12 protein-coding genes are annotated in these 13,896 nt (G+C 51.3%); 8 read left to right on the top strand and 4 right to left on the bottom strand.

Annotated elements, in window-relative coordinates:
• Window positions 1-7 precede the first annotated feature (7 nt).
• Window positions 8-1,036, bottom strand: coding sequence for an alkaline phosphatase D family protein (locus tag GWK09_RS09845; protein ID WP_163693191.1), 1,029 nt, complete (start codon window positions 1,034-1,036; stop codon window positions 8-10).
• On the bottom strand, window positions 1,033-1,176 hold the full coding sequence (locus tag GWK09_RS09840) for a hypothetical protein (protein WP_163693188.1): 144 nt from the start codon (window positions 1,174-1,176) through the stop codon (window positions 1,033-1,035). Before GWK09_RS09840 ends, GWK09_RS09845 begins: the two co-directional genes overlap by 4 nt.
• Before the next feature lie 20 nt (window positions 1,177-1,196).
• Between GWK09_RS09840 and GWK09_RS09835 the strand changes: the two genes are divergently transcribed.
• Genes GWK09_RS09835 through GWK09_RS09825 form a run of 3 tightly spaced genes read left to right on the top strand, consistent with a single transcriptional unit; the run spans window position 1,197 to window position 3,883 of the window.
• Entirely contained in the window at window positions 1,197-2,213 is a 1,017-nt protein-coding gene (locus tag GWK09_RS09835; RefSeq protein ID WP_163693186.1) for a DHH family phosphoesterase, read from the top strand.
• Entirely contained in the window at window positions 2,210-2,761 is a 552-nt protein-coding gene (gldI, locus tag GWK09_RS09830) for a gliding motility-associated peptidyl-prolyl isomerase GldI (protein ID WP_163693185.1), read from the top strand. The genes GWK09_RS09835 and gldI overlap by 4 nt, the downstream gene beginning before the upstream one ends.
• A gap of 12 nt (window positions 2,762-2,773) precedes the next feature.
• On the top strand, window positions 2,774-3,883 hold the full coding sequence (locus GWK09_RS09825) for a peptidylprolyl isomerase (protein ID WP_163693183.1): 1,110 nt from the start codon (window positions 2,774-2,776) through the stop codon (window positions 3,881-3,883).
• A gap of 34 nt (window positions 3,884-3,917) precedes the next feature.
• Here the strand turns inward: GWK09_RS09825 and GWK09_RS09820 are convergent, their stop codons facing one another.
• Window positions 3,918-5,369 carry an aminoacyl-histidine dipeptidase gene (locus GWK09_RS09820; protein ID WP_163693181.1) on the bottom strand — a complete coding sequence of 484 codons (1,452 nt, stop codon included), beginning with the start codon at window positions 5,367-5,369 and terminating at the stop codon, window positions 3,918-3,920.
• A gap of 77 nt (window positions 5,370-5,446) precedes the next feature.
• Between GWK09_RS09820 and GWK09_RS09815 the strand changes: the two genes are divergently transcribed.
• From GWK09_RS09815 to GWK09_RS09805, 3 genes are all read left to right on the top strand, one after another.
• Entirely contained in the window at window positions 5,447-6,514 is a 1,068-nt protein-coding gene (locus tag GWK09_RS09815) for a DUF3810 domain-containing protein (RefSeq protein ID WP_163693179.1), read from the top strand.
• 111 nt (window positions 6,515-6,625) lie between these two features.
• Window positions 6,626-9,583, top strand: a complete 2,958-nt coding sequence (locus GWK09_RS09810; protein ID WP_163693177.1) for an amidohydrolase family protein — start codon at window positions 6,626-6,628, stop codon at window positions 9,581-9,583.
• 10 nt (window positions 9,584-9,593) lie between these two features.
• Window positions 9,594-10,883: an amidohydrolase family protein gene (locus GWK09_RS09805; RefSeq protein ID WP_163693175.1), complete on the top strand. Its 1,290-nt coding sequence runs from the start codon at window positions 9,594-9,596 to the stop codon at window positions 10,881-10,883.
• Window positions 10,884-10,919: 36 nt separating this feature from the next.
• On the opposite strand, the gene GWK09_RS09800 is transcribed toward GWK09_RS09805, so the two are convergent.
• Window positions 10,920-11,732 carry a DUF6503 family protein gene (locus GWK09_RS09800; protein ID WP_163693172.1) on the bottom strand — a complete coding sequence of 271 codons (813 nt, stop codon included), beginning with the start codon at window positions 11,730-11,732 and terminating at the stop codon, window positions 10,920-10,922.
• 69 nt (window positions 11,733-11,801) lie between these two features.
• Here GWK09_RS09800 and GWK09_RS09795 point away from each other — a divergent pair, with 69 nt between their 5' ends.
• Window positions 11,802-12,617 (top strand): TrmH family RNA methyltransferase, encoded by an 816-nt coding sequence (locus GWK09_RS09795; RefSeq protein ID WP_163693170.1) that lies wholly within the window; start codon window positions 11,802-11,804, stop codon window positions 12,615-12,617.
• A gap of 19 nt (window positions 12,618-12,636) precedes the next feature.
• On the top strand, window positions 12,637-13,869 hold the full coding sequence (locus tag GWK09_RS09790) for a M48 family metallopeptidase (protein WP_163693168.1): 1,233 nt from the start codon (window positions 12,637-12,639) through the stop codon (window positions 13,867-13,869).
• Window positions 13,870-13,896: the final 27 nt, after the last annotated feature.

The raw sequence follows: 13,896 nt of genomic DNA, 5'->3' as shown, positions 1-13,896 counted from the left end.
TACAACATTAATACTGCTGTGTAAGTTCACCCAATACTTTTCCTTCATCCCCCACGATCTGAAAATGAACCCGTTTGCCCTCAAGATCGAACCGCAATAATCCGAAACTCCTTTCGGAAACTACTTCCCCCACCCGGTAAGGGTTGGGCTCCCCTGAATAGGCTGTATACACATGTGTTAGCCCGCTACTCGTAAAATCCACAAGAGGATAGTCCAGGTCTTCCCGTTCGATCCTGGAGAACTCAGAAATATGACGGTCTCCGGACAAAATGATGACCCCCCTGGCGCCCGAATTCGCAATGACTTTCCCCAGTCGGTCTACCTCATGGGGAAAATTTCCCCAGGTCTCAAAACCGTGCTGGGCGGAAAGCACCTGTATACTGCTTACGATTACGTTAAAATCTGCGTCCGAGTTATTCAGTTCTTCTTTAAGCCATTCCCACTGCGCCTCCCCCAATATCGTACCTTCCCCATAGGTCCCGGGCTGGTACCTCCTGCCTTTTTCTACGGATGGCGTCAAAGCTGTCCTGAAATACCGGGTATCCAGGACAAGTACTTTCACCTTGCCTTCCGGCTGGGGGTAATCATGGGATGCATACACCCCTTCCCTCGCCCGCCTAGTATCGTCATCCCCTACCCCCAGGAAATCGAGGAAAACCTGCTGACTGCCTTTTTTGGATTCAAATTCCACACCCCCGTCGTTGAGGCCGTAATCGTGGTCATCCCATGTCCCGATGACCGGTATCTCTTTAAGGATGGAACTATATCCGGGAACCTCTTTCTGAGCGGTGTACATGGCTGCGATCCGGGCCGTGTCAGGGGTATCTGCATAGACGATATCACCTCCCCAGATCCAGACATCGGGTCTGGCTGCCAACACGTCGTCCCAGAGTCTGTTTCGCAAAGTATGCTTATTGCAGGATCCAAAGGCGATGGTGAAATCGCCCGGTACTTGTGGTCCACTCTCCACTGTTGGCACGGATTTGCAACTGACTAGAAGGAAAGTGATTGTCAGGAGGAACAGGAATCTCTTCATACGTTGATTTTAAGGTAAAGGTAAGGCAACAGGGACCTCTTTAAAAGGGTCTGAATCGATTTATAGAGGAACTCCGCCAGGCGGGAAGGGCAGGTGCAGGTCGATACGATCTTTCTCAGGAGGACGTCGAGTTTATGCAAATAGTCTTATCTTTGCACCCATGAATTCAGCCGATGTCAGGGCCCTGAAGGACCTGCTTAGCACCCCGAAAAAAATAGCGGTCGTTCCCCACAAGAACCCAGACGGAGACGCCATTGGAGCGGCCCTGGCCTTATATCACTTTTTGAACCTGAAAGGACATAACACCAGGGTGATCAGTCCGAATGACTACCCTGAGTTCCTGAAATGGATGCCCGGGACGGATTCCGTGCTCAACTTCGAGAAACAGGAGTCCATGGCCTCTGATTTGCTGAAGCGTTCTGACCTGATCTTTACGGTGGATTTCAACGATTTAACAAGGGTTGGTGATATGTATGAGACCCTGAAGGGCCTTCAGAGCCCCTTTGTCATGATCGACCATCATCAGAGTCCGGCCGACTACGCCACCGTGATGTATTCAGATCCTGCCATGAGTTCAACCTGCGAAATGGTCTTCCACACCCTGGATGCTCTGGGAGAAAAAGGGAGTATAAGTTCTCAGATCGCGGATTGTCTTTACGCCGGCATACTCACGGATACGGGTTCCTTCAAGTACGCTTCCACCTCCAGTGAAACGCATCGCGTGGCTGCCTTCCTGATGGAGAAAGGAGCCAGGAGTTCAGAGATCCACCGGCTTATCTTTGACACCAATACCCCGTCAAGACTCCACCTGTTGGGATGTGCGCTCAACAATATGGTGATCCTGGAGGAATACAATACGGCCTACATCACCCTGAGTCAGGACGAGCTTGACCAGTACCAATTCAGGAAAGGCGACACGGAGGGGTTTGTGAATTACGGCCTCACCCTGGCCGGTATCCGCATGGCGGTGATCTTTATAGAGAACCGGGATGAAGGCATTATCAAGATCTCTTTTCGGTCTGTAGGCGATTTTTCCGTGAACGAATTCGCCCGATCCTACTTTAACGGTGGTGGCCACACCAACGCAGCAGGGGGAAGAAGCGAGCAGACCCTGGAAGAGACAGTAGCCTATTTCCGAAGCCTCGTCAAAAAACACAAAAACCAACTGACCACATGAGGAAGATCCTGTCCTTATTGATCCTTTTGACTATACTGTCCTGCGAGGGTCCGGAACCCAGAAAGCCCGTCAAGGTGAAATCGGGCTCTTTTATGAAGGAGTCCGTGGAACGGAATAAGAAATTGCTGGCCCTGGAAGAGGAACAGATCCGTATGCTCATCCAGCAAGACAGCCTCCGGGAGTATTTCCCTACGGCAGCGGGCAGCTGGTACGCCTATGAAATGAAGAACGAGGTCGCGGAATACACCCCGAAGACGGATGACCTGGTCCGCTTTACCTATGCGCTGCTTACCCTGGACAATGATACGATCTATTCCCGGGAGGAGATCGGACTGCAGACCTACAAGGTAGACAAGCAGGAACTCTTTCCCGGCCTGCGCAACAGCATAAAACTCCTGAAGGAAGGGGAAACAGCCATCTTCTTATTTCCTTCCTCCCTCGGCTACGGCTATCTGGGGGATAAAAATAAGATCGGTGTAAATGCACCCCTGAAGGCCGTGATTACTATCATCGGGATCGAACGGGATACAGAAAACAAAATACCCTAAATGAACAGAAACATGAAAAACACACTTATCCTAGTTACCGCATTAATGATCACCCTCATGGGCTGCAAGTCGAGCCAGTACACCCATCTGGGGGATGGTCTCTTTGCGGATATCAAAACCTCCAAAGGAGATATCATCGTTAAACTGGAGCACGAGAAAACCCCTGTCACCGTCGCCAACTTCATTTCCCTGGCCGAGGGAACGAACCCATTTGTCAGCGAACAGTACAAGGAGAAAAGGTACTATGACGGGGTGCTTTTCCACAGGGTCATGGAAGATTTTATGATACAGGGAGGAGATCCTACGGGAACACGTATGGGGAATCCCGGATACCGGTTCAAGGACGAGATCGTAGATTCTCTCAGGCATGACAGGGCCGGGGTCCTGTCCATGGCCAACGGCGGGCCTAAAACCAACGGGAGTCAGTTCTTTATCACCCTGAAACCCACCCCTTGGCTCGACGGGAAGCACACCGTATTCGGGGAAGTCGTGGAAGGCATGGATGTGGTGGATTCCATAGGGATCGTTGAAACTGATGAACGGGATAAACCCCTGGTGGATGTGGTAATGAATAAAATAGAGATCATTCGGAACGGCAAGGAGGCCAGGAATTTCGATGCCGTCAAGATCATGAGTGATTATTTCGCGGAAGAGGAAGCTGAGATTGCAGCCTTTGAAAAGATGAAAGAGGATCTGGCGAATGAGATCGCCTCCCAAAAGAACGAGATTCAGGCCTTACCTTCGGGGCTTAAGCTGATGGTCATCGAAGAAGGGACCGGAGAAAAGCCCAAGATAGGACAACAGGTCCTGGTCAATTATGCCGGGTATCTGGAAAACGGGGACCTCTTCGACAGCAATTATGAGGAGATCGCCAGGAAGTACCAGGTTTTCGATCCCAAAAGGAAAATGGGTGGCGGTTACGAGCCCTTCCCCATGACTTACAGCATGGAAGCCAACCTGATCTCCGGGTTTAAGGAAGGCCTGCTTACCATGAAGGTGGGAGACAAGATCAGGGTCTTCATTCCGCCACATCTGGGCTACGGTCAACAGGGTCTTGGGCCGGTTCCTCCCAATGCCGATCTGGTCTTCGATCTGGAGATCACCGGGATTTACGGTGAATAAAAATATTCCTCGCTTTGGCGGGGATTTTTTTTGATCAGGCCTCAGGAATTTCTTCCAGGATTTTCTTGAGAAACTTCCAGAATTTCTGAACTGAGGAGATCTGTACCTTTTCATCAGGGGAATGGGCCCCTTTGATGGTAGGTCCGAAACTGATCATATCCATGCCCGGGTAATGGCCGCCCAGGATCCCGCATTCCAGGCCCGCATGACAGGAGACCACACGGGGTTCCTCATGAAATAACACTTTGTATTTTTCAATGAGGACCTTCAGGATCTCCGAATCCGGATCCGGAGTCCATCCCGGGTAGTCGCCGCTGAGATTCACCTCGTATCCCGCGAGGGAAAAGACAGAAGTAAGGCCGTGGGCTAGGTCCATTTTTGCCGAGTCTACCGAAGAACGGGTGAGGCAGTTAATCGAAATGACCCCATCCCTTACCTCCACGCGGGCAAGGTTATTTGACGTTTCTACCAGTCCGTCAATGGCCCTGCTCATGGCAAATACGCCGTTGTGCACCCCGTAAACGGCCCTGAGCAGCATATCAAAGTCCTTTTTCTCCATTACCTGACCTGCGTACATATAAGATTCAACGAGGATCTGCAGGTTGGGCTCTGTGGGTTCGAGTTCCTTCCGGATGTCTACACTCAGGTCATTCATGACCTTCAGTACCTGCTCATTGCCTTGGGTCAGTCCGAAATAAGCAGTGCTCTCCCGGGGTATGGCATTCCTCAGGCCACCCCCATCGATCTCGCCGAGGTGAAGTTCCCCGGCCAGGGACGCGGTGTACAACAACCTGTTCAGGATCTTATTGGCATTACCCAGACCCCGGTGGATATCCATCCCGCTATGGCCTCCCTGGAGACCCTTAACCAGCAGTCGGTAAGTCTTTGCCCCCTGGGGAAGGTCTTTTTGAGGGTAGGTCCCTGAGGCGGTCACATCGATGCCACCTGCGCAACCGATGTCGATCTCATCGTCTTCCTCCGTGTCTAGATTCAATAAAATCTCCCCTTTGAGCACCCCGCTTTCCAGTCCCTTTGCCCCTGTCATCCCCGTCTCTTCATCGATGGTAAACAGGGCTTCCAGAGAAGGATGCGGGATATCCTTACTCGCCAGAACGGCCATGATAGCGGCCACCCCCATACCGTTATCGGCCCCCAGGGTCGTGCCTCTGGCCCTTACCCAGTCCCCGTCTACATACATTTCTATTCCCTGCTCTTCAAAATTGAAATCGGTGGTGTTGTTCTTCTGGTGGACCATATCGAGATGGGATTGGAGCACGACCGTTTTACGGGATTCCATGCCTTGCGTCGCCGGTTTTCTGATGATCACATTGCCTACTCTGTCCCTAAAAGTTTCGAGGCCGAGGGACTTGCCGAAATCGAGCATAAAGGCGATGACGCGTTCTTCCTTCTTTGAGGGTCTGGGCACCGCATTGAGTTCCCCAAAATACTTCCATACCGAAGCGGGTTCTAAGAGTCTTATATCCATGGTGAAATTTTAGTCTGAGGTCCAAAAATACGCAGTGCTCTTGAAACGGGCTTGTAAATTTGGGTAAATTTACCCCCATGAATTACCGGCTGAAAAATGCTATTGCCCTTTCCCTTCCCCTTCAGATCCTTCTGATACGCTGGATCAGGGAGTATCCGGAAATCATAGAGAAATACTACAGTCGGGGGGTCTATCCGCTGATCTCCTCTGCCATCAGATGGGCCTACGGCTGGATACCCTTCTCCCTGGGAGATATATTGTACACCCTGCTGCTCTTTATTTCCCTCAGGTATCTCTACAAACACCGGCTGCGGATCCGCACAAAACCGCTCTCCTTCCTCAGAGATCTCACAGCTGTACTGTCTATTGCCTACTTTTCTTTCCACCTGTTGTGGGGCTTGAACTATTACAGGCAACCTTTGTATCAAACCCTGGGATTGCGGGATACATGTACTACTGAAGAACTCTCAGAATTTACTTCCATACTGGTCGAGAAGACCAATCAGCTCCAGCAAGAACTGACGGGGTCAGACAGTATTCAGGTGCGATTTCCTTTTCGGCATCAGGAGGTCTTCAAAATGGTCGGAGCCGAGTACCGTCCCCTGCCAGCAGGCCATTCGGATTTCAGGTACCCCAACCCCAGCCTCAAGGGATCGATCTACAGCCTGGCCCTTACCTATATGGGGTACGGCGGTTACCTAAATCCCTTTACCCTCGAGGCGCAGGTAAACCAAAAGATCCCCATGTTCAGGTTCCCTGTGGTCAGCTGCCACGAGATCGCCCACCAATTAGGTTATGCTGCTGAGAACGAGGCCAACTTTATAGGGTACCTGGCCGCGTTGAACCACAGTGACCCCCGTATACACTATGCCGCACTCTCCTATGCCCTGGGGTATTGTCTGTCCGAACTCAGGATGCTCGATGAATCCCTTTTCAAGGAAGCCTATTCAAAAGTGCACCCCGGAATCAAAAAGGATTTTGAGGAACTACGTGATTTCTGGACGGCTTATGAGAATCCGCTGGAGCCCATTTTTAAAATGTCTTTCAACGCCTTCCTAAAGGCCAACAACCAGGCCGAGGGAATCCGGAGCTACAACCTGGTGGTCTCCCTGCTGGTCGCATACCACGAAACAACACCTCTCTAAATTCAGGCGAGTAAATACGCAACGCCTCTTTAATGTTAAAAAAAAATTAAGAAGAGGGCATTTCCTAACAGTTCCTTTAAATTTAGCCGCTAACTAAAAATCAAGGCACTTATGAAAATGAAGTACTTTGTACTGGCCCTTGCCTGGGTGAGTACATTTTCCCTGTTCTCACAGGATTACTTCCCAAAGAATGACGGAGTAAAGGCTGAGAACAACAACTACACAGCACTTACCCATGCTCGCATTTATGTGAGTCCCACCCAGGTCATCGAGGACGGGACCCTGCTTATCCGCAATGGAAAGGTAGTTTCCGTGGGAAAAACCGTGAGCATACCTCCGAATACGGTTCAGATAGACCTTGAAGGCAAGTACGTCTATCCTTCCTTTATAGATGCCTACTCCTCTTTTGGCGTGGAGCAGCCTAAAAGGCCATCGCGGGGTGGCAGATCCGCCCAGTACGATCCCTCCCGTGAAGGGTTTTACTGGAATGATCACATCATGCCTGAAGCAGACGCCATTAATGCCTTTAAATACGATGATAAAAGTGCCAAATCGCTGCGCGAAGCCGGTTTTGGGGTAGTCAATTCCCACATACAGGACGGTATCGCAAGGGGTACCGGGGTCCTGATCGCCCTGAGGGCAGAGGGAAATGACGCCGAGAGGATCATAGACGACAATTCGGCCCAGTACTTCTCATTTGAAAAGAGTATACTGAAAGAGCAATCCTATCCGACCTCCCTCATGGGCGCCATGGCCCTGCTCAGGCAGATGTACAACGATGCTGCCTGGTACCAGAAGGGCATGGTCAACACCAAAGACCGGTCACTGGAAGCCCTGATCGAGAATAGAGGCATGGTTCAGATCTTTTCGGCCGGCAATGCCGGGAACGTCCTGAGGGCAGATAAGATCGGGGATACCTTTGGAATTCAGTACGCTATACTAGGAGGAGGGAACGAGTTTGAGATGATAGACGACATCAAAGCGACCAATGCCAGGTTGATCATCCCGCTGAACTTTCCCGATGCCTATGACGTGTCAGATCCTTTCCAGGCAGATTATGTAGCCCTCAAGGACATGAGATTCTGGAACCAGGCCCCCTCCAACCCCAAGGTTTTGGCGGATATGGGGATCGCTTTCAGCTTTACCCTACACGAACTTAAAAGTCCGTCAGAACTCAAGGATAAGCTCTCAAAAGCCATCACTTACGGCCTTTCCGAAACCAAGGCCCTGGAAGCCCTCACTACCGTACCGGCTTCCCTCCTTGGCAAATCAGACCTCATCGGTTCCCTCCAACCCGGACGTTACGCAAATTTCCTCATCACTTCCGGGAATGTGTTCGACAAGGAAACCACCCTGTATGAGAATTGGGTACAGGGGCAAAAGCACATGGTAAACCCAATGGACCAGAAAGACATAAGGGGCACCTATGACCTGAGGGTGGGCGCAACCGCCTATGAGCTCAGTATCTCCGGGGAGCCTTCCAAACCCAAGGCCGAGATAAAGAGGGATACCATAAAAATAGACACCAAATTCACCTATGACGGCGACTGGGTGACCCTCGCCCTGACCACCCCCGAGAAGGACATCTACAGGATGACATCGCGGATCACTGCCGATCAGGATAATCTCAATGGAAGGGTTTTGCTACCCGATGGGGGAGACACCACTTTCACGGCCATAAAAAAAGAAGGTCCTGAAGCGAAATCCACCGACAAGAAAGAAAATACTCCGGAAGCCCCGGTAGTGATGCCCGTTAAATTCCCCAACGTGGGATACGGCTATGCCCAGAAGAAAACGTCGGAGGATATGCTCTTCCGTAACGCAACGGTCTGGACCGGTGAAGCGGATGGGATCCTCGAGAACACCGATGTACTCGTGAGGAACGGGAAGATCGCCAGGATCGGGAAGAACCTCAGTGCAGGCAGTGCGAAAGTGATCGATGCCAGTGGAAAGCACCTGACGGCGGGTATCATAGACGAGCACAGCCATATCGCCGGTCTAGCCATCAACGAAGCCGGTCAGAACTCTTCTGCGGAAGTCAAGATGACCGACGTGGTAGACCCTACGGACATGGACCTGTACCGCAACCTGGCGGGGGGCGTGACCACCGTACAACTCTTGCACGGTTCTGCCAACCCCATTGGGGGGAGGTCGGCCATCCTCAGGCTTAAATGGGGGGAATCCGCAGATAAACTCATCTTCGAAAATTCCCCGAAGTTTATCAAGTTCGCCCTGGGTGAAAATGTAAAACAGAGCAACTGGAGCAGTGATTCCCGATTCCCCCAGACCCGTATGGGAGTGGAACAGGTCTTTGTGAATTACTTCCAGAGGGCCAAGGAATACGACGCTTTAAAGAAAAGTGGTAAACCTTATCGCTATGACGAGGAGATGGAGGTACTGGCCGAGATCCTCAACGGGGAGCGCTTTATCAGCTGCCATTCCTATGTGCAAAGCGAGATCAATATGTTGATAAAAGTGGCCGAACAATTCGGCTTCAGGGTCAACACCTTTACCCACATCCTGGAAGGCTACAAAGTAGCTGATAAGATGGCTGCACACGGGGTTGGGGGATCCACTTTCAGCGACTGGTGGGCCTACAAATTCGAAGTGAATGACGCCATCCCCTACAATGCGGCCATCATGGCGAGTCAGGGGGTGACCGTGGCGATCAACAGTGACGATGCGGAGATGTCGAGGCGACTCAACCAGGAAGCCGGCAAGACCATAAAATATGGCGGGATGTCTGAAGAGGAAGCCTGGAAGACGGTGACCCTAAACCCCGCAAAGCTCCTGCATATAGATGACAGGGTAGGCAGTATCAAGGAGGGGAAGGAAGCCGACCTGGTCCTGTGGAACGCCCACCCCATGTCTGTATATGCGAAGGCAGAAAAGACCATCATTCAAGGAGTTACCTATTTCGACCTCGAGCAGGATAAGGCCCTGAGGGAGGAGATCAAAAAGGAACGCAGTCAGCTGGTGAAGATGATGATAGACGAGAAGAACGGAGGCGGCAAGATGCAGCGCCCTGAGCAGCGAAAGAAAGAAAGATTCAATTGTGACACTTTATAATATGAGCACTATGAAAAATATAAGATATATCGCAATAGCTCTGATGATAGGTTTCTATCCTAACATTCAGGGACAACAGACCCCTGCGCCGGCACAGACCGAAATCATTTCCGTGACCGGTGCCACGGCCCATATTGGGGATGGCTCGGTCATTGAGAACTGCACCCTGATCTTTGAAAATGGAAAAATTACAGCCCTCGGATCAGGCGTAAACCCCATGGGAAGGGTGATCGATGCCCAGGGGAAACACATCTATCCGGGATTCATTGCTCCCGGCAAGTCGCTTGGACTCATTGAGATCAATGCAGTCAGGGCCAGTGACGACCAGGATGAGATCGGCAGCCTGATCCCCCACGTACGAAGTCTTATTGCGTATAACGCAGAGTCGAAGGTGGTGGAGAGCATGAGACCCAACGGAGTTCTCCTTGGCCAGGTCACCCCCCAGGGGGGACGGATCTCAGGGACCTCCTCCATCGTGCAATTCGACGCTTGGAACTGGGAGGACGCGGCCGTAAAAGTCGATGACGGGATCCACCTTAACTGGCCAAACACCTTCAGGCGTGGACGCTGGTGGCTGGGTGAATCCCGCGGGTACCAGCCCAACAAGGAGTACCAGGACCAGGTGGAGGAAGTGACTTCCTTCCTGAAGAATGCCAGGGTTTATGGCAATGGACAGGGAACTACAGTGAACCCTGCCTTCGAAGCTTCACAGGGCCTTTTTGACGGATCTAAACGGCTGTACGTGTACGCTCAGAATGAAAAACAGATCGTGGATGCCATCACTGCCCTTAAGGAGGCCGGGGTGAAAAAAGTGATCCTGGTAGGAGGATATCACGCCTACAGGGTAACCGACTTTCTCAAAAAGAACGATATTCCCGTCCTGGTGAATTTTACGCACAGCCTCCCCGAATTCGATGATGACGATTATGATTTTACCTATAAGCTTCCCAAAATGCTCGTGGACGCCGGTTTGCTGGTAGCTCTGCAAAATGCGGAGGCTTCGAATTTCCAGACCAGGAACCTGCCTTTCTACGCCGGACAGGTGGTGGGTCAGGGACTCGATAAGGAAGTGGCTCTTCAGTTGATCAGTGGAAATACCGCAAAGATCCTGGGGATCGATAACAGCTACGGTACCCTGGCACGGGGAAAAAGCGCGACCTTCTTTATTTCGGATGGGGATGCTTTGGACATGAGGGGAAATCAGCTCACGCACGCCTTTATAGATGGGCGGGAGATCTCCCTGGAAACGCATCAGACGGAACTCTGGAAGCGGTATATGGGAAAATACAACGCAGATTGATAAAGTAAAAGGGGGCTGGACGGCCCCCTTCTTTTTTTACTCCCCTGCTTTGGCAGGTTCTCTTTTCTCTCCTCCCTCAGGCATGGCGAACACGGATGGATCTGCCGGGGTTTCACTCAGTACGATTTCCTGAAATTTCACAGTATTCCTCTCTGAAACGGGCAATCCATCCTCTGCGGAATACCAGGTCATAGAGCCGGGCAATCTCAGGCCCGAAACGGAGATCCAGTCGTCATAGCGGATCCAGTGCACATCCTCAGAAGGAACACCGGTCCTGTAGGTGACCGTATACCCCAACCAGGCCATTTCATAAGATTGCGGGTCGTAGTGAAGAAAATATTCGTCTTTGGGGGAGGTCCCTACCCCGTCATAGTACCGGATCCCGATACCGGGATATTCTTTTCCGTTAAAAGCCAAAGGTTCAATCTCGAAGTACTGTATGCCGGGATCGGCCAGCACAAAGGGCATGGCGTAGAAATAGAACATAAGGTTGTGATAGAACACTGGGTCTCCTTTATATTGTTGCCCTGGGTCCCAGATCCAGACATCCTTCCCGTCATAACCCATTTTGTAGGTGTCTGTTTCGACGAGATCTTCTCTTGAATAGAGGTTGATATGATGTCTCTCCACACCCGAATCCTTTGGAATCTCGTAACTCAGGTATCGCTGTTGCTTCCAGGTATCCAGCCCACCATGTACCTGAAAAACCTTTTCCAGGGCCTGAGGATAGCGTGTATCGCTGACCGGGCTATCCTCAGCTGTTTGATCATCGTTCCGGTTTTCTTTTTTGGGAATCTCACCGCAACTCAGCAGGACGAAAGCCCATATCCATAATAAGGGTCTGTGCATGATAACTACTATTTATTAATTCGTCGGGGATAAGAACATAAATTTACAGTTTCCCCTATTTTTGTCTCCATGCAAAGTGTCAAAAAGATCAGCAGCCTACAGAACCCCCTGATACGCAAGGTTATACAGCTCAAGCATAAGAACAGGGAACGGGATAAGACCGGGTTATTCGTCCTGGAAGGCCAGCGCGAATTGTCCATGGCAATCCTGGGGGGCTACCGCATCGATACCGTGCTGGTCTATCCCGAGCTCTTTCCGGTCCTGGAAGCAATTCAGATGTTGGTAGGCCAATCAGCAAATATTGAGATCATCGAGATCTCCAAAGAAGTGTACCAAAAACTGGCCTACAGGGAAAAAACAGAAGGCGTTCTGGCCATAGCCAAAACAAAGGACCACAGCCTGGATAGCCTGGTCTTACCAAAAGACCCGTTGATACTGGTGGCCGAGGCAGTGGAGAAGCCAGGGAACCTGGGAGCCCTGCTAAGAACTGCCGATGCGGCCCGATTGGATGCTGTTATCATAGCCGACCCAAAAGGGGATCTCTACAATCCCAATACGATCCGTTCGAGCGTGGGGTGCCTCTTTACCGTTCCTATGGCCGCCGCCAGTACTTCAGAGGTCCTCGCATTCCTGGAACAGCATCGGATCCGTGTATTTGCTGCCACACTGACCGGCGCCATCCCATATACGGAAGCAAATTATACGGGAGGATGTGCCATCGCCGTAGGAACCGAATCCACCGGTTTGTCTGAGGAATGGGCAAACCGTGCGCATGCCCGGGTGGTCATCCCGATGGAAGGGCAGATCGATTCCATGAACGTTTCCGTCTCGGCTGCAATCCTTATCTTTGAGGCTAAAAGGCAGCTTTCTTCCCCTGCCCTGTAACTTCCTTTCAGTCCCGAATATGAACAGTTCCTCCCTGTTTTACCTGATCATTGCCATCCTGATCCTCGAATTCCTCGTGGAGTCTGCGATGGACTATCTCAATACGAGGAGCTTCGCAAAGCCCATTCCTCCGGAATTGTCCGATGTATACGACCCGGAGGAGTACGCAAGGTCCCAGGCCTACAAAAAGGCCAATTACTCCTTTGGTCTCTTCACATCAAGCTTTTCCATTATCCTGCTCCTCTCTTTCCTGTTGCTGGGTGGCTTCCAGTGGGTAGACCAGGTAGTGAGGGGGATCACGGAAGAACCTATCGGCATGGCCTTGCTCTTCTTTGGGATCATCGCATTGGGCAGTGACCTGCTGATGACCCCTTTCTCTTATTACAAAACCTTTGTTATCGAAGAGCGGTTCGGATTCAACAAGAGCAACCTGAAGCTCTTCCTCACAGATAAAATAAAGGGATGGATCTTGCTGGGAGTACTTGGAGGCGGGATGCTGGCGCTGGTCATCCTGTTCTATGAGTGGACCGGCCGTTCCTTCTGGCTCTATGCCTGGGGTTTGATAGCGGTCTTCACCCTCTTTATGAACCTTTTCTACAGCAAACTCATCGTACCCCTGTTCAACAAACAGAAACCCCTGCAGGAAGGCTCACTGAGGCAAAGGATACAGAACTATGCTGAAAAGGTCGGTTTTGAACTGGAAAAAATCTTCGTGATCGACGGGTCCAGGAGGTCTACCAAGGCCAATGCGTATTTTTCAGGATTTGGCAGGGAGAAAAGGGTTACTCTCTACGACACCCTGATCGAGGACCTGGAAGAGGAAGAGATCGTGGCCGTACTGGCCCATGAGGTCGGACATTACAAAAGACGTCATATTATTTACAACCTCGTGGTCTCCACAGCCCTGACCGGGCTGACCCTCTTTATCCTCTCCCTCTTCATTAATCATCCGGAGGTGTCCGGGGCCATTGGCGTTGAACAGCCCAGTTTTCACGCAGCCCTGGTGGGTTTTGCCCTCCTTTACAGTCCAATCTCCCAGCTTACGGGCCTGGCGATGAATTACCTCTCCAGGCAATTCGAATATCAGGCAGACGAATACGCCAGGAAGACCTATGGGGGAGAACCTCTGATCAGCTCCTTAAAAAAGCTATCCAGAAATAGTCTGAGCAACCTCACCCCCCACCCTGCCTATGTGTTCATGCACTATTCCCACCCTCCCCTGATCTCCCGTGTCCGCCGGCTACAGGCATGATTTTTGTTGGTTACTCCAAAAGATTGT

This window comes from Muriicola jejuensis, from assembly GCF_010671595.1.
Taxonomy (GTDB): Bacteria; Bacteroidota; Bacteroidia; order Flavobacteriales; family Flavobacteriaceae; genus Muriicola; species Muriicola jejuensis.
This window is presented reverse-complemented; position numbering and strand designations above follow the sequence as displayed.

Coding starts and splice junctions, on each gene's coding strand:
- GWK09_RS09815 (WP_163693179.1), top strand. CDS start 5,447: ATGAATTACCGGCTGAAAAATGCTATTGCCCTTTCCCTTCCCCTTCAG.
- gldI (WP_163693185.1), top strand. CDS start 2,210: ATGAGGAAGATCCTGTCCTTATTGATCCTTTTGACTATACTGTCCTGC.
- GWK09_RS09825 (WP_163693183.1), top strand. CDS start 2,774: ATGAAAAACACACTTATCCTAGTTACCGCATTAATGATCACCCTCATG.
- GWK09_RS09835 (WP_163693186.1), top strand. CDS start 1,197: ATGAATTCAGCCGATGTCAGGGCCCTGAAGGACCTGCTTAGCACCCCG.
- GWK09_RS09790 (WP_163693168.1), top strand. CDS start 12,637: ATGAACAGTTCCTCCCTGTTTTACCTGATCATTGCCATCCTGATCCTC.
- GWK09_RS09795 (WP_163693170.1), top strand. CDS start 11,802: ATGCAAAGTGTCAAAAAGATCAGCAGCCTACAGAACCCCCTGATACGC.
- GWK09_RS09820 (WP_163693181.1), bottom strand. CDS start 5,369: ATGGATATAAGACTCTTAGAACCCGCTTCGGTATGGAAGTATTTTGGG.
- GWK09_RS09845 (WP_163693191.1), bottom strand. CDS start 1,036: ATGAAGAGATTCCTGTTCCTCCTGACAATCACTTTCCTTCTAGTCAGT.
- GWK09_RS09800 (WP_163693172.1), bottom strand. CDS start 11,732: ATGCACAGACCCTTATTATGGATATGGGCTTTCGTCCTGCTGAGTTGC.
- GWK09_RS09805 (WP_163693175.1), top strand. CDS start 9,594: ATGAAAAATATAAGATATATCGCAATAGCTCTGATGATAGGTTTCTAT.
- GWK09_RS09810 (WP_163693177.1), top strand. CDS start 6,626: ATGAAAATGAAGTACTTTGTACTGGCCCTTGCCTGGGTGAGTACATTT.